Here is a 19,455-nt window from a genome sequence, read left to right as displayed (position 1 = left end):
GGGTCTCCTATGGTCGGGTTTTTGGTGAAGAGCCTGCGTCAGCGCGCAGGCCCTGTCCAGCGTTCATGGCAGCGCGCGGGCGATTTCGGTGATCACGTCAAAGGCCATCATCACATCGGCCTCGGTGGTTTCGAACTGGCCGGCCTGGAACCGGATCACCAGTGCGCCATCGACCCGGGTCTGGGTCAGATAGATGCGCCCGTCATCGTTGATCGCGTTGACCAGCCGCTGGTTCAATTCGTCCGGATCGACCCCGTCCCGCAGATAGCGAAAGGTCCAGAGCGACCACATCGGCGGCGTCACGATCTCGAAATCCGGTTCGGCGGCAAGCCGGTCATGCAATGCGCCCGACCAGGCGATATGGTTGCGCAGCCTCTGGCGCAGCCCTTCCATCCCATAGCTGCGCATCAGGAACCAGAGTTTCAGCGCCCGGAACCGGCGGCCCAGCGGCACTGACCATTCCGAATAGTTGATGATCCCATCGCGCCCGTGGGTCTTGAGGTACTCGGGCTGGATCGCCAGCGTGCGCACCAGATCGTCGGGGTTCTTCAGGAAATGCGCCGAACAATCAAACTGAACACCCAGCCATTTATGCGGGTTGAACACGATACTGTCCGCGCGCGCGATGCCGGGCCAGTAATGGCGGAACTCGGGGCAGATCATCGCCGACCCTGCCCAGGCCGCGTCCACATGGGTATAGAGACCGTATCTCTCGGCCACATTCAGACAGCGATCCACCGGATCGGTGGCGCCCGTGCCGGTGCCGCCGACACACAGGATCAGTCCAGCGGGGTGCAGCCCCGCCGCCAAGTCGGCCTCGATGGCGGCCTCCAGCGCGTCGGGGTCCATGCCGCGCCAGTCGCCCTTGATCGGCACCCGAACCAGATTGTCCTGCCCGATCCCGGCCACCCAGATGGCGCGGTCGACCGAGGTGTGAACCTCGGACGAGCAATAGACCCGCAGCGGTTTCTGGCCGAACAGGCCCTGGTGGTTCCCCTGCCAGTCCAGCGCCTTTTCCCTGAGCGTCAGCACCGCCGCCAGCGTCGCCGACGAGGCGCTGTCCTGGATCACCCCGGCAAAGCCTTCGGGCAGGTCCAGCGCTTGGCGCAGCCAGTCCATCATCCGTGTTTCCATCTCGGTGGCGGCGGGCGAGGTCTGCCACAACATGCATTGCGGCGCGATGGCCGAGGCCAGGAATTCGGCCAGCACCGAGGGGGCGGACGCGTTCGAGTTGAAATAGGCGAAAAAGCGCGGATGCTGCCAATGGGTGATGCCGGGCATCACGATATCCTCGAAATCGCGAAAGATATCCTCCATCGCTTCGGGCGTCTCGGGTGGTGTGGCGGGCAGGGCGCTCAGCACCGCGCCCGGTTCGGTCCGGGCGCGCACGGGGCGGTTGCCCACGGTCAGGTGATAATCCTGCGTCCAGTCGGCAACCCGGCGGCCCCAATCGGCGAATTCTTCCCATTTCATCTGTCGTATCCTCGTCTGCCGTCAGGGGGCGATGATCGGTTGCGCCTTGAGGGCGCTCGGTACTGGCTCGGCGCCTTCGAAGGTCGAGCCTTCCTCGAACCAGCTTTTCGGGGCGGGTGCCCCCCACAGCGTTTGGCGCTGCGGGTCGGTCAGCGACCAGCGGATCGGTTCCAGATCCGGATCGACGGTCTGATAGTCCGAGCAATAGATCTCGATACGGTGCCCGTCGGGGTCGCGGACATACAGAAAGAAGGCGTTCGAGATCCCGTGCCGCCCTGGCCCGCGCTCGATATTGGCGACATAACCGCTGGTGCTCATCAGATCGAGCAGATCGATGATGTTGAGAGGGGTCGGTACCCAGAAGGCGGTGTGATGCAGGCGGGGACCCAGTCCGTTGGTAAAGGCCACGTCATGCACGCCGCCCTTGCGGTGCATCCACGCGGCCCAGAGGCGCCCGCTTTCGTCATCTTCTGTGTACTCGGTGACGCGAAACCCCATCTCGCCATAAAAGGCGACGCTGGCATCCACATCGGCCGAGAACATGTTGAAATGGTCGATCCTGAGCGGCTTCACCCCGTTATAGAGCCGGTAGTTCTGATGGATCGGCGGCAGCCGGTCCATCCGCACATAGAATTCCAGCGGAATACCCCAGGGGTCGCGGGTGCGCAAAGTGCGGCCCATATGGGGCCGCTCGACCCAGGCGGTGGGCAAAGATTTTTCGGCGAAAAATCTTTCGGCCCGCTCCAGATCGGGTTCGTCATAAAGCTTGAAGCCCAGCACGCCTACATCTGCCGCATCGGCCTGAACCAGAACGATGCAGTGATGCCCGCGTTCTTCCATCGCGCGCAGATAGAGCCGCCCTTCTTCCTCATGGGTGATTTGAAGTCCCAGCATGTCCACGTAAAAGGCCCGGCTAGCCGCCAGGTCCCTGACCCGGTACTCCACATGGCTGAGCCGCACAATGTTGAAGGGCGGGTAGAGATTGGGCGCGGGGACGGGCATCTGGTTCTCCTGACTGTCGAGCGAGGCCGGTTTCTCAATTTATTATTAACATGTGAAATTAATTCGAATTTGTCAAACCCGAACGCCAAAACAGGATGCGGACATTCCGCCGTTGCGGGAAGGAGCGATTTCAGCGAAATTGCCCTATGAGTTCAGATTTGCCCAACACGTCTAGATCCTTGCCCATCGCCCTGCTGCGCGCGCGTGAACGGGTTATGCGCCCTGTGCGGGCTATTCTGATGGATGTAGGCATCACCGAACAGCAATGGAGGGTTCTACGCGTTCTCGAAGAAGAGGGTCCGCAAGACCCGACCAGAATCGCCGACGGTGCCTGCCTGCTATTGCCCAGCCTGACCCGGATTTTGCAAAAGCTGGAAGAGAAGCAACTGATCTCGCGGCAACCCGATCCGGATGACGGGCGAAAGCAGATCGTCAGCATCACCGCAAACGGCACCCGGATCATTCGCGATAACTTGGGCGCCAGCCAGGCTGTGTTCGAGGGTATTCAGGCGAAGATGGGAGCGGAGCGTTACGAGTTGTTGCTCGACCTGTTGAATGAACTCTATCGCGATACGTCGAACTGATTTCAAGGTCGCATTGGAGAGCTTGGTATCTTGTCAAAGGGACCCTGCCGGAGAGGAGGGGGTTCTCTCCGGCAGGGTGGCCAGGCTAGGTGTAGCTGCGCCGCCTGACCCTTCCAGCAGCATGAGACGTGATTGGTTACCGTCCACAGTGCTGGTCAGCGGAACACGTGCGAGTTGGTAGGGGCAACTCATTGCTAAACTGTACGGAACATGGGGGTTCAGTCCGACAGCAACGCATTCCGAAGACTTGAAGACTCTCGTTAAATTTATCTTCTTCCCCAGAAGGTCCCGATATTGTTGATAGCGCAACCTGAATTGTAGTGTCTTGAGCGTCAATCGCAAGGATTGCGCGAAATTATGCCGATGCAATCCTCAGTTGCGGGCGATATGCCGCGCATCCGAGCTTGACGGTCTCGGTCGATGTCAGAGTTGCCAGAACAGATGCAGTGCCTAAGATGGCCCCGAGCGAGAAAGGGGATGCTCATGGGCGAACAGCTGGGAACGCTGTCGGAATTGCCACAGGACTATCGCGATCAAATGACCGCTGCTGGTGTTGCGCCGCTTTGGCCGATGATGCGAAATGTGCTGCCGCATGACGCACCGCGGCCTGTGACGCGGGCTGGGCACTGGTCCTTCGCCGCATTGCGCCCGCTCCTGCTGCGTGCAGGCGAACTGACGCCTGTGGAAAAGGCGGAACGCCGGGTGCTGGTTCTGTCCGATCCGGGGCGCGGCACAGGGGCGATGCAGGCGACCGCGACGATCTACCTGGGTCTGCAGCTTCTGCTACCCGGAGAGTTGGCGCCCGCGCATCGCCACACCCCGTCTGCCGTGCGGATCGTGGTCGAAGGGCGGGGCGGCTATACGGTGGTTGATGGTGAGCGCCTGCCGATGGAGCCGGGCGATCTGGTGCTGACACCGGGCGGGGAATGGCACGACCACGGCCATGACGGGGACGAGCCGGTGATCTGGCTCGACGCGCTCGATTTGCCGCTGTTCGTGCAGCTTGAAGGGTCTTATGCGATCGAAGGTGAGTTGCAGGCGCAGCGCAACCGCCCCGATGCCAGCCAGGTCGAATACAGCGCTGCCGGGCTGGCGCCATCCCGGCGACCTGGACGCGGCACTCGGCGCTACCCGATGATGCGCTATCCCTGGGCCGCGACCGAGGCGGCGCTGCGCCAGATGGCGGCCTTTGGCGAGGGGATTGCCGAGCTGGACTATATCAACCCCGAAACGGGCGAGGATGTGCTGCCCGCGCTTGGCTTCACCGCGATGATGCTGACAGCTGGGCAGGTCGAAGCGCCGCCGCTGCGCTCTTGCTCTTCGGCCTTTCATGTGATCGCTGGTTCCGGGCGCAGCGAGATTGACGGGCAAGTCATCGAATGGGGTCCAAAGGACACCTTCACCGCCCCGGTCTTTGCCCGCATTCGGCATGAGGCAGAGAGCGAGGCATTTCTGGTCCGCATCCACGACCGGCCGCTGCAAGAGAAACTTGGTTACTACGAGGAACGCGCCAGATGAGCGACAGCCTGTTCACCCTTACCCCGATCCCCGGCATTCCGGTCCGTGGCGAAAGCGGCACATATCCGATCGGGCGCATTTTCTGCGTTGGCCGCAACTATGCCGCCCATGCCGCCGAGATGGGCAACGAGGTGGACCGCGAGGCGCCGTTCTATTTCACCAAATCGCCGGCCAATGCGATCCTGACCGGGGCCACCGTTCCCTATCCGCCGGGCACAGAGAATTTTCATTACGAGATGGAGCTGGCCTTTGCCATCGGCAAGCCGGTGTTCCGCGCCAGCCGGGCCGAGGCCTGGGATGCCGTCTATGCCTATGGTTGCGCGCTCGACATGACCCGGCGCGACCAGCAGATTCGCGAGCGGGACAAGAAACGCCCCTGGGACCTGGGCAAGGATGTCGAGAACGCGGCGGTCTTTGCGCCCCTGACCCGGGTGGCCGACTGGTCGCCGCAGGACAACACGCGCATTCATCTTGAGGTGAATGGTGTGGTCAAACAGGATGCCACCCTGGCCGAGTTGATCTGGAAGATCGACGAGATCGTCAGCCATCTGTCGGGCTATTACCATCTGCGCCCGGGTGATCTGGTGATGACGGGCACACCTGCCGGGGTCGGCCCGGTCGTCGCCGGGGATGTGATCACCGGCGGTATCGTCGGGCTGGACCCCATCGCGCTGACGCTTGGCCCGGCGGAATAACCCATGACTGCCGAGACCATTCTGATTAACGGCTTGGGCAGCGGCGGGCTGGCTGCGGAACCTGGCCTCTCTTCGGCGGAGCGGGCGGAGGCACTTCGGTCTTTAAGAGATGATGATTGCCATCACCCGATTGGCGCCAATGCCGAGCTGTACAATAGAATGATGAGCGCCATGGCGGCGGAAGAGTGCTACGATTCGATGAAGTGGCGTTACGGCGGTACCGGTCTGTCCGGTTCCGTCCGAGGGGAGGTGTAAGCAATATATTGCAAATCAGCATGCTTTGCGCATTATATTGCTTAGAGAGGGTCAAAGGGAGGATATCATGACCTATCGCAGAAAGATTCTGGGCCTGATCGGCGGCGCTGCAGTTGCGGCTCTGGCCACCGGGTTCAGCGCCGGCACAGCACTGGCGCAAGAGGTTACGCTGAAACTGCACCAGTTCCTGCCGGCGCAGGCCAATGTGCCGAAACTGGTCCTGGACGTCTGGGCCGACGGCGTCGAAAAGGACTCGGGCGGCCGTATCAAGGTCGAGCGCTATCCCTCGATGCAGCTGGGCGGCAAGCCGCCGGAGCTGATGGATCAGGCGATCGACGGCGTGGCCGATGTGGTCTGGACCGTGGTCGGCTATACGCCGGGCCGCTTCCCCTCGACCGAGGTGTTCGAACTGCCCTTCATGATGACCAACGCGCGTGCGGTCAGCCATGCGTATTGGGAAATGTTCGAAAAGCACATGAAGGACGACGAGTTCAAGGACGTGCATATCCTGGGCACCTGGGTGCACGGGCCGGGCATGATCCATACCGCCGATCCGGTGGAAACCCCGGCCGATTTGCAAGGGATGAAAATCCGCGGCGGCTCGCGCTCGGTCAACTCGCTGCTGACCAAGTTGGGGGCCACCCCGGTCGGTATGCCGGTGCCGGCAGTGCCCGAGGGGCTGAGCAAGGGTGTGATCGACGGCACCACCATCCCGTGGGAAGTGACCACCGCGCTCAAGGTGCCCGAGCTGGTCGAGAACCATACCGAGTTCGAGGGCCGCGCGCTGTACACGCTGACCTTCGTGCTGGCGATGAACAAGGCCAAGTATGACAGCCTGCCCGACGATCTGAAGGCGGCGGTCGATAAGAATTCGGGCCTCGAATTCTCGGTCTTTGCCGGTGGGACACAGGCCGATTCCGATGGTCCGGCGCGTCAGGTGGCCGAGGATTTGGGCAACAACATCATCACCATCGATGCCGCAGGGGTCGAGGAATGGCGTGCCCTGGCCCAGCCCATTTATGACGAATGGCTGGCTGACATGGAATCCAAGGGCAAGGACGGTAAGGCGCTTCTCGAAGAGGCGCAGATGCTGATCGAGAAGTATACGCCGCAATATTCCAACTGATCCGGCAACTGCCAACGGATGCGGCGCGCTCTGCGCCGTATCCGCCACGCGGCCTGAAACCGACCGAGGACCGATGCATAAACTGATGACGGGGTTGGCCAGAACGTTGGCCATCATCGGCGGGATCGTTCTGAGCCTTCTGATCCTGCTGACCTGCGCCTCAATCCTGGGTCGTTTGCTGAACGGCTTCTTCCACGGTGACTTCATGCAATCTGTTGCCCACGGTCTGGCCGATTGGGCCATCGGAATAGGTATCGGCCCGGTGAACGGCGATTTCGAACTGGTCGAGGCCGGAGTGGCCTTTGCCATCTTCTGCTTTCTGCCGCTCTGCCAGATCACTGCCGGGCATGCGTCGGTCGATATTCTGGCCAACTCGTTCAGCCGCCGGGTGAACCGCATCCTGCGGATGCTGACCGAATTGACCTTTGCCGCCGTACTCGTCCTGATCGCGTGGAAACTGTTCGACGGCATGATGAGCAAACGCGCCTATGCCGAGACCACCTTTCTGCTGCAATTTCCCATCTGGTGGGCCTATGCGCTCAGCTTTGTCGCGGCCTTCGCGGCGGCGCTGGTGGGAATCTATATGGGCGCGGTGCGGACCTATGAATGCTTTACCGGCCGTATCCTGGTCTGGGACGGGGTGGAGGCGACACAGTGAGCGCGCTTGAAATCGGTATTGCCTCGTTTCCTGCCCTGATGGTGCTGATCTTTCTCAGGGTGCCCATCGGTCTGGCCATGTTCCTGGTCGGGCTTTTGGGGCTGGTGCTGGTCACCGACGGCACCCAGGTCGCCTTTGCCCGGCTCAAGAACGAAACCTATACGACCTTTTCCAGCTATTCGCTGACCATCGTGCCAATGTTCCTGCTGATGGGCCATTTCGCGACGCTGGGCGGCATGTCGACCGCTTTGTTCAAGGCCGCAGAGGGCTGGCTGGGCCATCGCAAGGGTGGTATCGCCATGGCCTCGATCGGGGCCTGCGCCGGTTTTGGTGCCATCTGCGGCTCGTCTCTGGCGACGGCGGCAACCATGGGCCGCGTCGCCCTGCCGGAGCTGCGCCAATACGGCTATGCGGGCGGGTTTTCCACCGCGACGCTGGCGGCGGGCGGTACGCTGGGTATCCTGATCCCGCCCTCGGTGGTGCTGGTGATCTATGCGATCCTGACCGAACAGAATATCGCCAAGCTGTTCCTGGCCGCCTTCATCCCCGGCATCATGGCGGCGCTGGGCTATGTCATCGCCATCTCGGTCTATGTGCGGCTTTACCCCGACAGCGCCGGTACGCGCCCGCCGGTCCCCTATGCCGAACGGTTCGCTGCCCTGTTGCAGGTCTGGCCGGTGCTGCTGGTCTTTGGTCTGGTTGTGGGCGGCATCTATCTGGGGTGGTTCACCCCGACCGAAGGCGCCGCCGTGGGTGCGCTGGGCACGGGCGTGATTGCCTGGCTGAATGGTGGGCTGACCCGCGCCAGCCTCTCTGAAAGTTTTCTGGTCACGGCGCGTTCTACCGCGATGATCTTCTTCATCGTGCTCGGCGCCGCCTTCTACAACGGGTTCCTTGCCCTGACCCAGGTGCCACAGGAGTTGTCGAATTTCGTGGTTGCCCAAGGCTACAGCCCCTGGGTGGTGCTGGCGCTGATCCTCGCCTTCTACCTTGTGTTCGGTTGTCTGATGGACAGCCTCAGCATGATCCTTTTGACGATCCCGATCTTCTTTCCGGTGATCTCGGCGATGGATTTCGATCTGGTGTCGCTGGCCGCGATGCAGGCCGATGCAGCAATGGAGGTGCTGAAGGCGGGCGTGCCCGAAGCGATGAGCGCCGAGACGCTGGCAGGCATCAAGGACGCGATTGCCAGCGGAGCCGAACTGACCCGCGAGCAGATGAAGGACCTGGGTATCCGCGTCACCCGCGGCATGGCCAACCGGGCCGAGGCCGAACATGTGGCGATCTGGTTCGGCATTCTCGTGCTGATCGTGGTCGAGGTCGGGTTGATCACACCGCCGGTGGGGATGAACCTGTTCATCATCAACGCGATGGACCGGACCACCCGCATGGCCGACACCTACAAGGCGGTGATGTTCTTTGTCGGTTCGGACATCGTGCGCGTGATCATTCTGGTCGCGTTCCCCGCGATCACTCTGTTTCTGCTGCCGGGATAGGCGACGTCGCCGCCCGGTCCGATGACACGGTTCCCGGCGACCGCCGGGCAGGATGGCTTTGGGAGGAGAGCATGACGCGATACCTGGACCATGAGGTAGATGCCGAACGGCGTGGGGACGGCACCATCCTGCTGCGCTCGGCCCACGAGCCGGTGACCCCTGCTGCGCGCACCACCGACTGGTTGCACCACTGGGCAACCCAGACCCCGGACGCGGTGTTTCTGGCGGAACGCAGTGGTGGCGCCTGGCGCACGCAATCCTATGCCGAAACCCTGGGCAGGGTCCGGGCGCTGGCCACCGGGCTGCTGGCGCGTGGGCTGGTGCCGGGTGACCGTATCCTTGTCGTCTCGGGCAACAGCGTCGATCACGGTACACTGGCGCTGGCGGCGCAATATGTGGGGCTGGTGATCGTACCAGTTGCCGAGCAATACGCCCTGATCCCCGGCGCGCTGAAACAGCTGCACTATATTCTTGGCCTGATCGACCCGGCCATGGTTTATGCCGAGGACGGCGCGCAATTCGCTGCCGCCCTGGCGATGGAGGAGATGGCCGGCCGCCGCATCGGCGTCGGGCGCAATCCCGCGCCGGGCATGACCCTGCTGACCGACCTGGAACGCGAGAGTGGCGATATCTCGGCCGCCGCTGCTGCGGTCGGTCCCGACACGGTGGCCAAGATCCTGATGACCTCGGGTTCGACCTCGCACCCAAAGGGGGTGCTGACCACCCAACAGATGCTTTGCGCCAACCAGGCGCAATATGCCCGCGCCCTGCCGTTCCTGACCCAACGCCCGCCCCGGCTGGTGGATTGGCTGCCATGGAACCATGTCTTTGGCGGGTCCAACAACTTCAACCAGATGCTGGCCTTTGGCGGCGCGCTCTATATCGACGGGGGCAAGCCCGCGCCCGCGCTGATCGGCAAGACATTCGAAAACAACAGGCTGTTGAACGGCACCATCGCCTATAACGTGCCGGTGGGCTTTGCCCAGTTGCGTGACGAGATGCATCGCGACCCCGAGTTGAAGCACCATTTCTTCGCCGATCTGGACATGTTGTTCTATGCCGGGGCGTCGCTGTCGGCGGATGTCTGGCGCGACCTCAGTGAGATGGCCGCCGAGGTGCGTGATACCCAACCGCTGATCACTACCTGCTGGGGCATGACCGAGACCGCGCCCGCCTGCATTTTCCAGCACGTGCCTGCCAATCTGCCGGGTATCATCGGTGTGCCGCTGACCGGGGTGACCGCCAAACTGGTGCCGGCGGACGGTGGCCGGTACGAACTGCGTGTCGCGGGCCCCAATGTCTTTGCCGGTTATTTTCGCGACCCAGAAAAGACCGCCGCCGCCTTTGATGACGAGGGGTATTTCTGCACTGGCGACGCGGTGGCGATGGTTGATGCGGATGACCTGTCGCAAGGGTTACGGTTCGAGGGTCGTCTTGCCGAGGATTACAAGCTGGCAACCGGCATCTGGGTACGCGCCTCAGCGCTCCGGCTCGAGGTTCTGGCCGCGCTGGCGCCGCTGGCGGCGGATGTGGTCCTGACCGGCGAGGGCGAGGCCGAGATCGGCCTGCTGATCCTGCCCACACCCGCGCTGGCCACGGGGCTGGAGGCAGAGGGTGGCTTGCTGCGCCCCGGCGCCATGGGTGACGAGATCGCAGACCGCCTGTCGCGGCTGAACGCGGATCGTGGCAGTTCCGCCCGCATCGCGCGCGCAGTGATTCTGTCAGACCCCCCGTCGATGGCTGAGGGCGAAGTCACTGCCAAGGGTAACCTCAACTTCCGCAAGGTACTGGAAAGGCGCGCGGAAATCGTATCCCGTCTGTTTGGTGAAGATGATGACGCAAGAATTGGTGTGCATTAAGTTGCATAAACTGGGGTGGCAGTTTAGCAATATCTTGCATAAATGTGTTTGGGATGCATGATGGTGCCGCCGGAGAGAGGCGCGCGCGGGAGTGGGAGAGGAGGCCCGCCCGCGCGCTGCCCCGGCCATCACCGGGAGGAGGCAGAATGAGCGCAAACGCCGCGCATTACTTTGTAGATCGCCATGTCGAAGAAGGGAGCGGCGCGCGTCCCGCCTTTCGCGAAGCCGCCGGCGCTCGGCGCAGGCAGAGCTATGGCGAGCTGGCCCACGACAGCGGTGCGGTTGCGGGTGCGCTCGCCCGTGCGGGCATCCCGCGCGAGGCGCGCGCGGCGATGCTGGTGCTGGATCAGCTGGAATTTCCCGCCCTGTTCTGGGGCTGCCTCAAGGCGGGCGTGGTGCCGGTGCCGCTGAACACGCTGCTGGCCACCTCGGTCTATGAGGTGATTCTGAACGACAGCCGCGCCTCGATCCTCTTTGTCTCGGAAGAGCTATGGCCAGTGGTGCAGCCCGCCGCGCTGGCCTCGCCGCATCTGACCCGGATCGTGGTGATCGGCGCCGCGCCCGACGGCACCCAGAGCTATGCGGATTTCGTGCAGGGTGCCGATATCCTGCCTGCGGTCGAGGTCTCGCCCGACGACGTGGCCTTTTGGCTCTATTCCTCGGGCTCCACCGGACAGCCCAAGGGGGTGCGGCACGTACATGCCAGCCTCAAGGCCACCGCCGACAGCTATGGCGCGCAGGTGCTGGGGATCGAACCGGATGACCTGGTGTTTTCAGCGGCCAAGCTGTTCTTTGCCTATGGGCTGGGCAACGGCATGACCTTTCCGATGTCGGTGGGGGCCGAGACCATCCTTTTCAACGGGCGCCCGACGCCGGACGGGGTGCGCGATATCATCGCCGCCGAGCGGCCAACCGTGTTCTGCGGGGTGCCGACGCTGTATGCGGCGATGGTTGCGATGCTAGACCGCGAGGGCGTGCCGGATGTAACGCTGCGCCGCTGCATCTCGGCAGGCGAGGCGCTGCCGGAAGAGATTGGCCGCTCTTGGCACCGGCAATGGGGGGTCGACATTCTGGACGGTGTCGGCTCGACCGAGATGCTCCATATCTTTCTGTCGAACGCGCCGGGCGACGTGGTCTATGGTACCTCTGGCCGTGCCGTACCGGGATACGAGGTGCGGCTGGTCGATGAGAGTGGCGCCGATGTCGGACCCGACGGGTTGGGAGAGCTTCTGGTGCGCGGCGCCTCGGCGGCGGACGGGTATTGGAACAAGCGCGACAAGAGCCGCGCCACCTTCGAGGGGGAATGGACCCGCACGGGTGACAAATACGAGCTGACACCCGATGGCCGCTATGTCTATTGCGGGCGCACTGACGACATGTTCAAGGTCTCGGGCATCTGGCTGTCACCGTTCGAGGTGGAGCAGGCGCTGGTGGCGCATCCCGCCGTTCTCGAAGCGGCGGTGGTGGCGGCGCGTGATGCCGACGGGCTGGAGAAACCCAAGGCCTTCATCGTGCTCAAGACGGCAGAGACCGAAGGGCTGGCCGACACGCTGCGCGATTTCGTCAAGGAGAAGGTGGGCAAGTGGAAATATCCCCGCTGGATCGAATTCGTCGAGGATTTGCCCAAGACCGCCACCGGCAAGATCCAGCGGTTCAAACTGCGCGAGGGAGGCTGAGCGATGGAGTGGAGTACAAATCCCGCCGAAAAGCTGCGCATTGATGGCGTGGCATTGGAATATGCCTGTCATGGCCCGGTGCCCGGTGACGCGCCAACCCTTGTGCTGCTGCACGAGGGGCTGGGTTGCGTGGCGATGTGGCGGGATTTTCCCGCGCAGCTTGCCGCGCGCACCGGGCTGGGGGTGCTGGTCTATTCGCGCCAGGGCTATGGTGGTTCGGACCCGATCACCCGGCCCCGGCCGCTGGATTTCCAGACCCGCGAGGCGCTGGAGGTGCTGCCCGCCCTGCTGGATGCCGCCGGTATCCGGCAGGCGATCCTGCTTGGCCATTCCGACGGCGCCACCATCGCCGCGATCCATACCGGCAGTGTGGCTGGTCACCGGATACGCGGCGTGATCCTCGAGGCGCCGCATTTCTTTACCGAACCGGGCGGGCTGGCCTCGATCACAGAGGCGCGCGCGGCCTATGAAAGTGGCGATCTGAAACAGAAACTGGCGCGCTATCACGCCGATCCCGATGGTGCTTTTCTGGGCTGGAACGATGCCTGGCTCGACCCCGGTTTCGCCACCTGGAACGTGGCCGAGGTGATCGACTATATCCGGGTGCCGATCCTGGCCATTCAGGGGCGGCACGACCAGTATGGCACGCTGGCCCAGATCGAAGAGATCGAGAACCGCGCCTATTGCCCGGTGGATACGCTGATCCTCGACTGTCGGCACGAACCGCATCGCGAGTGCGCCGACCGAGTTCTGCAAGAGATCGCGGATTTCTGTGCGAGGCTGATCCGCATCGAGGCGGCCGACGTCGTACCGGCCTGAGCGATGTCTCTGCCGCCCCTCTCGGTTCCCTATGTTCCCGGCCAGACAGCGCGGCCGCCCGAGGGTCTGTTCGAGGCCCTGCACCAGAGCGTTCCCGGCCGGATGCCACCCGAGGATTTGACCGCTTGCCCTGCCTGGACCGCAGGCTGGACATTGTTCGATCTGGGATATTTCTGGGAGGCGCATGAGGTTTGGGAGCCGGTCTGGATGGCCTTGCCCCCGAATAGCGGCGCTCGCTACCGGGTGCAGGCGGCGATACAGTTGACCAATGCGGCGTTGAAACTGCGCATGGGGCGGAGGGACGCGGCCCGGCGTCTTTGTGCCTTGGCGCGCGAGGCCGCAGCGCGGGCCGGTGGATCAGGGACGCCCGAGACATGGGGGGTGTCGTTCTGCGACCGTGTTACCAAGGTTGAGGCGCGATTCGAGTGAGATGCATTATAATGCATAGTTGCAGAAGAAATCAGAGATATGTTGCAGGATGGTGGGTAGTTTATTGATTTTTAAGGAAATCAAACATGCATTATTATGCCGCAAATTGCTTGCAAATTGACTGATGCGCACTAAAATGCATATCATCATAACTCTTGGAGCGAGGCATGACCCAGCGTATCGACTTTCAGACCGACCCGTCCCGCTATCGTCATTGGCGGGTCGCGTATGATGGAGAGATCGCCAATCTCTACATGGATGTGGATGAGCAGGGCGGCCTGTTCCCGGGCTATGAGCTGAAGCTGAATTCCTATGATCTTGGCGTCGATATCGAGCTGGCCGATATCGTCCAGCGGATGCGGTTCGAGCATCCCGAGGTCAAGGTGGTGGTGATGCAATCCGGAAAGGACCGCGTGTTCTGTGCCGGGGCGAATATCCGGATGCTGGGCGGCGCCAGCCATGCGCACAAGGTCAATTTCTGTAAATTCACCAACGAGACCCGCAACACGTTCGAGGCGGCCGAGGCCGATAGCGGCCAGAAATACATTGCGGCTGTCAAAGGTGCCTGCGCGGGTGGCGGGTACGAGTTGGCGCTGGCCTGCAACTATATCATGCTGACCAATGACAGTTCCTCGTCGGTGGCATTGCCCGAGGTGCCGCTGCTGGCGGTGCTGCCCGGCACCGGCGGGCTGACCCGGGTCACCGACAAGCGCAAGGTGCGCCGCGATCTGGCCGATGTGTTCTGCTCGGTCGAAGAGGGCGTGCGTGGCCAGCGCGCGGTCGATTGGCGGCTGGTGGACGAGATTGCCCCAAATTCGAAATTCGACGAGGTGGTGCAAGAGCGCGCGCGGGAGTTTGCGAGCGCCAGCGCCAAACCCTCGGGCCTGACCGGGATCGCGCTCACCCCGCTTGACCGCCGCTTTGCCGAGGATGGCTCGGTCACCTATTCGACCGTTGAGGTTGTCGTGGAGCGCGAGGCGGGGCGGGCGACGCTGACGATCTCCGGTCCAACGGACGCCGCTCCCGATACGGTCGACGCGTTGCAGGCGCAGGGCGCCGAGGCCTGGATCCTGCGCGCGGCGCGTGAGCTGGACGATGCCATCCTGCATCTGCGGCTGAACGAACGTCAGATCGGTACGCTGGTGATCCAGACCCAGGGCGATGGCGCGGCGGTGGTGGCGCATGAGGCATTGCTCCTCAACAATCGCGACCACTGGCTGGCCAACGAAATCCTGCAATACTGGAAGCGGGTGTTGAAGCGGGTCGACATGACCTCTCGTAGCCTGGTCGCCATTGTCGAACATGGGTCCTGTTTCGCCGGCCCACTGGCCGAACTGCTCTGGGCGGTGGACCGATCCTATATGATGCTCGAAGAGTTCGAAGGCGATAACCGCCCGCTGGCTGCGATCACGCTCAGCCCCGGCAACTTTGGCACATACCCGATGGGCAATGACCTGACCCGGCTTGCGACCCGGTTCCTGGGCACGCCCGAGGCGGTCGAAGCCGCCCGCGCGCGCATCGGCGAGGCGCTGGAAGCGGAAGAGGCCGAGGAGCTTGGTCTGGTGACCTATGTGCTGGACGATATCGACTGGGAAGATGAGGTGCGTGTTTTCCTGGAAGAGCGCGCCAGCTTTTCTCCCGATGCAATGACCGGGATGGAGGCGAACCTGCGTTTTGCCGGACCCGAGACGATGGAAACCCGCATATTCGGCCGGCTTACCGCTTGGCAGAACTGGATTTTCCAGCGCCCCAACGCGGTGGGCCCCGACGGGGCACTGCAACGCTATGGCACCGGGGTGCGCGGCGATTACGACATGGAACGTGTGTAGAGGGGGCGCAGATTTTCGCAGAAAATCTGTAGAAAAATCTTGTGCAAGATTTTTCCCCGCCAAGGAGGAAAGCGATGCTTGATCTGATCAACGTAAGTTACGACACCCAGATCCCGAACAATGTGGGTTTGAGCCAGGACAAGAAGGTGCTGAAGGCGCTGGAAAAGTGGCACCCCGGTTACATCAACTGGTGGAACGACCTGATTCCGCAGAATTTCCAGGAATCGCTGGTCTATCTGCGCACCGCCGTCAGCGTCGATCCCAAGGGTTGGGCCAAGTTCGACTATGTGAAGATGCCCGAATACCGTTGGGGCGTGCTGCTGGCGCCGCAGGTCGAGAACCGCACCATCCCGTGTGGCGAGCATTACGGGCAACCCGCCTGGCAGGAAGTGCCGGGTGAATACCGCAACCTGCTCAAGCGCCTGATCGTCATTCAGGGCGATACCGAACCGGCCTCGGTCGAGCAGCAGCGCCTGCTGGCATTGACCGCGCCCTCGCTCTACGACATGCGCAACCTGTTCCAGGTGAACGTGGAAGAGGGCCGCCATCTCTGGGCGATGGTCTATCTGCTGCACAAGTATTTCGGCCGCGACGGACGGGAAGAGGCCGATGACCTGTTGCGCCGCCAGTCGGGCAGCGAGGAAGCCCCGCGCATGCTGGGCGCCTTCAATGAAGAGACACCGGACTGGCTGTCCTTCTTCATGTTCACCTATTTCACCGACCGCGACGGCAAGATGCAGCTGGAAAGCCTGGCGCAATCCGGCTTTGACCCGCTCAGCCGCACCTGCCGTTTCATGCTGACCGAAGAGGCGCACCACATGTTCGTGGGCGAAACCGGCGTGGGCCGCACCATCGAGCGCACATGTCAGGTGATGAAGGAAAACGGAATTGACGACCCCTATGACACCGGCCGCATCCGCGACCTGGGGGTGATCGACCTGCCGCTGATCCAGAAAAAGCTGAACCTGCACTACACGCTGTCGCTCGACCTGTTCGGGCAGGAGGTGTCGACCAACGCCGCCAATGCGTTCAACGCGGGCATCAAGGGCCGTTACATGGAAAGCCGGTTGAGCGATGACCACCAGTTGCAGCAGGACACCTACACCGTGTGGGATTTCGAGGATGGCAAGGCAGTACAGAAGCAGGTACCGGCGCTTACCGCGATCAACATGCGCCTGCGCGACGACTATACCAAGGATGCCGCCGGCGGTGTCGGGCGCTGGAACAAGATCATCGAGAAACACGGCGTCGATTTCGAACTCTCGCTTCCGCACGAGGCATTCCATCGCAAGATCGGCGTCTTTGCCGACAAGCATTTCGACCCGTCGGGGCAGCCCGTCTCGGGGGCCGAATATGACGCCGGTCTGCCCAAATGGCTGCCGACGCACGCGGATGGCGATTTCATCCAGTCGCTGATGAAGCCCTGCTATGAGCCGGGTCAATACGCCCGCTGGATCGCCCCGCCCAAGGTGGGAATCGACAACCGTCCGGGCGACTTCGAATATGTGAAACTTCACATGGCCTGATGCCGGACAGGGGCCGGGGGCCGTGGGCGGTAACATTTTGTGACCCGCCCACGGATTGACGGCAGGGGTGACTCTCTTGTTCGCTGAACCCGGCCTGATCGGACAACACGAGGAACCGACCATGCAGATCGACCGTTCGAAACCCGATACGCCGCGGCTGCACGCTCTCTCTGGGCAGATATCCACATTGCAGGGACCCTGTGTCGGCTGTTCCGACTGCGTGGGCCTGTGCAAGGAGTTGATCGACACGCTTGTGGTGCCCGACCTCATCCTGACCAGGAAACGCGAGACTTCATGAACCAGCCGTTAAAGCAGCATCTGATCGATCCCGAAATCTGTATCCGCTGCTACACCTGTGAAATGACCTGCCCCGAGCAGGCGATCGAGCATGATGACCTGAATGTCGTGGTGGATGCCGCCAAATGCAATTTCTGCATGGATTGCATCCCGGTTTGTCCGACCGGTTCGATCGACAACTGGCGGGTGGTGGACACGCCCTATTCGCTCGAGGAACAATACGGATGGATGGACCTGCCGCCACAGGAAGAGGTGGCGGGCGACGAGGCGGGGCTTGAGGCGCTGGATGATGCCATGGCCGCCCTGCTGGCCGAGGCGCACAAGGGCGCGGGGGGCAAATCGCGCGCCCCTGCGACGGCCTCGAAGCCGACGATCAATCTCTATACGCTGGGCAAACCGGCCGAGGCGCGGGTGACGGGCAACTACCGCCTGACCGCCGAAAGCAGCGACAGCGATGTGCGCCACATCATCCTGGATTTCGGCGGCCAACCCTTTCCGGTGCTCGAAGGGCAAAGCATCGGGATCATTCCGCCCGGCACCGACGAGGCGGGCAACCCGCATCTGCCCCGGCTGTATTCGGTCTCCAGCCCGCGCGACGGCGAGCGGCCGAATTTCAACAACCTGTCGCTGACGGTGAAACGCGAACCGTACGGGATCTGCTCGAACCATGTCTGCGATCTGAAACCCGGTGACACGGTGCGGGTTACCGGGCCCTTTGGCGCCACTTTCCTGATGCCTTCGGACCCGGCGGCACATCTGCTGATGATCTGCACGGGTACTGGTTCCGCGCCCTTCCGCGCCTTTACCATGCGGCGGCAGCGCGAAAACCCCAAACTGCGCAATAGCCTGACCCTTGTTTTTGGCGCGCGCCGGCCACAGGAACTGCCGTATTTCGGGCCGCTCGGAAAGGTGCCGGAACAGTTCATGGCCAAGCATTTCGCCTTTTCCCGCCAGGACGGCGAGCCCAAGCACTATGTGCAGGATCGTTTGCGCGCCGAGGCGGACCGGGTGGGAGAGTTGCTGGCCGATCCCCAGACCCATATCTATGTCTGCGGTCTCAAGGCGATGGAACAGGGCGTGGAGGAGGCGTTCAAGGATATCGCCCGTGCCAAGGGCATCGACTGGACCGGCCTGCGTGACCGCATGCGCGACGAAGGGCGCTATCACGTCGAGACCTATTGATCCCGTTTCCGGCAGACAGCGCATTGCGCCACGGGCCGGGCTGTCCTAAGATTGCGCACTATTTTGCACATACCCTGCGGGCCGCATGACCGAGATCACCAATTTCCGGGGCGAAAGCACGCCCAACAGCGCGCGCGACCAGGCCGAGGCCGAGGTCGCCGATCTGATTGCGCGGGTTGGCGAACGGGTGCGCGCTGCACGTCAGCGGCGTGGTATTCCGCGCCGGGTGCTGTCCGAGATCTCGGGCGTGTCGCCGCGCTATCTGGCACAGCTCGAAGCGGGCGAGGGCAATATCTCGATCGGGCTGTTGCAGCGGGTGGCGATCGCGCTGGATCATCGGATCGAATGGCTGGTGGGCGAGGATGATCCCTGGTCTTCGGACGCGATGCGGGTGGCCGATCTTTACCGGGTCGCGGGGATGGAAACCCAGGCAGAGGTGCTGCGGCTCTTGAGCCCCGCGCCCTCGCTTGCGGCGAGGGCCGGGCGCATCTGCCTGGTGGGCCTGCGCGGGGCGGGAAAATCGACCTTGGGCCAGCGGTTGGGCGCGGCACTGGGCCTGCCTTTTGTGGAACTGAACGACGAGATCGAAGACCAGGCCGGTATGCCGGTGGCCGAGGTCATGGCGCTTTACGGTCAGGAAGGATACCGCAAGCTCGAGGCGCAGGCGGTGGCCCGGATCGTCGCCACCCATGACGCGCTGGTACTGGCGGTGGCAGGCGGGATCGTGGCCGAGCCCGAGACCTACAAGACCCTGCTGGCGCATTTCCACACGGTATGGCTGCGCGCTTCGCCGGTGGAGCATATGGAACGGGTTCGCGCCCAGGGGGATGAGCGGCCGATGGCGGGCAATCCCGAAGCGATGGAAGAGTTGCGCTCGATCCTGACCAGCCGCGAGGCGCTTTACGGCAAGGCAGAGGCGCAGATCGATACCTCGGGTCAAAGCGTCGAGGCCTCGCTTGTCCAACTCACCCGCCTTGTGCGCGAACGCGGTTATCTGAACTGACCGAGCGCCAGACGCCCCAAGATTTTTC

At 62.8% G+C, this 19,455-nt stretch carries 18 protein-coding genes; 16 read left to right on the top strand and 2 right to left on the bottom strand.

The window, feature by feature from the left end; translation table 11 throughout:
- Nucleotides 1–63 precede the first annotated feature (63 nt).
- Both AC2FNY_RS07025 and hpaD read right to left on the bottom strand, forming a co-directional pair.
- Nucleotides 64–1,473, bottom strand: a complete 1,410-nt coding sequence (locus AC2FNY_RS07025; protein ID WP_496802034.1) for a pyridoxal phosphate-dependent decarboxylase family protein — start codon at nucleotides 1,471–1,473, stop codon at nucleotides 64–66.
- A gap of 21 nt (nucleotides 1,474–1,494) precedes the next feature.
- On the bottom strand, nucleotides 1,495–2,475 hold the full coding sequence (gene hpaD, locus AC2FNY_RS07020) for a 3,4-dihydroxyphenylacetate 2,3-dioxygenase (protein WP_496802033.1): 981 nt from the start codon (nucleotides 2,473–2,475) through the stop codon (nucleotides 1,495–1,497).
- Nucleotides 2,476–2,621: 146 nt separating this feature from the next.
- Here hpaD and hpaR point away from each other — a divergent pair, with 146 nt between their 5' ends.
- From hpaR to AC2FNY_RS06940, 16 genes are all read left to right on the top strand, one after another.
- Nucleotides 2,622–3,059: a homoprotocatechuate degradation operon regulator HpaR gene (gene hpaR / locus AC2FNY_RS07015; protein WP_234216188.1), complete on the top strand. Its 438-nt coding sequence runs from the start codon at nucleotides 2,622–2,624 to the stop codon at nucleotides 3,057–3,059.
- A 483-nt stretch (nucleotides 3,060–3,542) separates the two neighbouring features.
- Nucleotides 3,543–4,577: a cupin domain-containing protein gene (locus tag AC2FNY_RS07010; protein WP_496802032.1), complete on the top strand. Its 1,035-nt coding sequence runs from the start codon at nucleotides 3,543–3,545 to the stop codon at nucleotides 4,575–4,577.
- Complete coding sequence (locus AC2FNY_RS07005; RefSeq protein ID WP_496802031.1) at nucleotides 4,574–5,272, top strand: fumarylacetoacetate hydrolase family protein; 699 nt, start codon at nucleotides 4,574–4,576, stop codon at nucleotides 5,270–5,272. Before AC2FNY_RS07010 ends, AC2FNY_RS07005 begins: the two co-directional genes overlap by 4 nt.
- 3 nt (nucleotides 5,273–5,275) lie before the next feature.
- Nucleotides 5,276–5,527 carry a hypothetical protein gene (locus AC2FNY_RS07000; RefSeq protein ID WP_496802030.1) on the top strand — a complete coding sequence of 84 codons (252 nt, stop codon included), beginning with the start codon at nucleotides 5,276–5,278 and terminating at the stop codon, nucleotides 5,525–5,527.
- 67 nt (nucleotides 5,528–5,594) lie between these two features.
- Complete coding sequence (locus AC2FNY_RS06995) at nucleotides 5,595–6,653, top strand: TRAP transporter substrate-binding protein (protein WP_234165474.1); 1,059 nt, start codon at nucleotides 5,595–5,597, stop codon at nucleotides 6,651–6,653.
- 73 nt (nucleotides 6,654–6,726) lie between these two features.
- Nucleotides 6,727–7,311: a TRAP transporter small permease gene (locus AC2FNY_RS06990; protein ID WP_496802029.1), complete on the top strand. Its 585-nt coding sequence runs from the start codon at nucleotides 6,727–6,729 to the stop codon at nucleotides 7,309–7,311.
- Nucleotides 7,308–8,807, top strand: coding sequence for a TRAP transporter large permease (locus AC2FNY_RS06985; protein WP_496802028.1), 1,500 nt, complete (start codon nucleotides 7,308–7,310; stop codon nucleotides 8,805–8,807). Before AC2FNY_RS06990 ends, AC2FNY_RS06985 begins: the two co-directional genes overlap by 4 nt.
- A 71-nt stretch (nucleotides 8,808–8,878) precedes the next feature.
- Nucleotides 8,879–10,666 carry a feruloyl-CoA synthase gene (locus AC2FNY_RS06980; RefSeq protein WP_496802027.1) on the top strand — a complete coding sequence of 596 codons (1,788 nt, stop codon included), beginning with the start codon at nucleotides 8,879–8,881 and terminating at the stop codon, nucleotides 10,664–10,666.
- A gap of 146 nt (nucleotides 10,667–10,812) precedes the next feature.
- On the top strand, nucleotides 10,813–12,342 hold the full coding sequence (locus AC2FNY_RS06975) for a benzoate-CoA ligase family protein (protein WP_496802026.1): 1,530 nt from the start codon (nucleotides 10,813–10,815) through the stop codon (nucleotides 12,340–12,342).
- A gap of 3 nt (nucleotides 12,343–12,345) precedes the next feature.
- A complete protein-coding gene (locus tag AC2FNY_RS06970; protein WP_234142319.1) occupies nucleotides 12,346–13,161 on the top strand; it encodes an alpha/beta fold hydrolase in 816 nt (271 codons plus the stop codon).
- 3 nt (nucleotides 13,162–13,164) lie between these two features.
- A complete protein-coding gene (locus tag AC2FNY_RS06965) occupies nucleotides 13,165–13,590 on the top strand; it encodes a DUF309 domain-containing protein (protein WP_496802025.1) in 426 nt (141 codons plus the stop codon).
- 167 nt (nucleotides 13,591–13,757) lie between these two features.
- Nucleotides 13,758–15,419 carry a 2,3-epoxybenzoyl-CoA dihydrolase gene (gene boxC, locus AC2FNY_RS06960; RefSeq protein ID WP_234170622.1) on the top strand — a complete coding sequence of 554 codons (1,662 nt, stop codon included), beginning with the start codon at nucleotides 13,758–13,760 and terminating at the stop codon, nucleotides 15,417–15,419.
- A gap of 74 nt (nucleotides 15,420–15,493) precedes the next feature.
- Nucleotides 15,494–16,945, top strand: coding sequence for a benzoyl-CoA 2,3-epoxidase subunit BoxB (gene boxB / locus AC2FNY_RS06955; RefSeq protein ID WP_234137044.1), 1,452 nt, complete (start codon nucleotides 15,494–15,496; stop codon nucleotides 16,943–16,945).
- Between the two features lie 76 nt (nucleotides 16,946–17,021).
- On the top strand, nucleotides 17,022–17,243 hold the full coding sequence (locus AC2FNY_RS06950; protein WP_234142322.1) for a hypothetical protein: 222 nt from the start codon (nucleotides 17,022–17,024) through the stop codon (nucleotides 17,241–17,243).
- Nucleotides 17,240–18,424: a benzoyl-CoA 2,3-epoxidase subunit BoxA gene (gene boxA / locus AC2FNY_RS06945; RefSeq protein WP_234137046.1), complete on the top strand. Its 1,185-nt coding sequence runs from the start codon at nucleotides 17,240–17,242 to the stop codon at nucleotides 18,422–18,424. Before AC2FNY_RS06950 ends, boxA begins: the two co-directional genes overlap by 4 nt.
- An 85-nt stretch (nucleotides 18,425–18,509) precedes the next feature.
- A complete protein-coding gene (locus AC2FNY_RS06940) occupies nucleotides 18,510–19,427 on the top strand; it encodes a helix-turn-helix transcriptional regulator (RefSeq protein ID WP_234142324.1) in 918 nt (305 codons plus the stop codon).
- Nucleotides 19,428–19,455 lie beyond the last annotated feature (28 nt).

It is taken from the genome of Ruegeria sp. BHSC223 (assembly GCF_059613025.1).
This window is presented reverse-complemented; position numbering and strand designations above follow the sequence as displayed.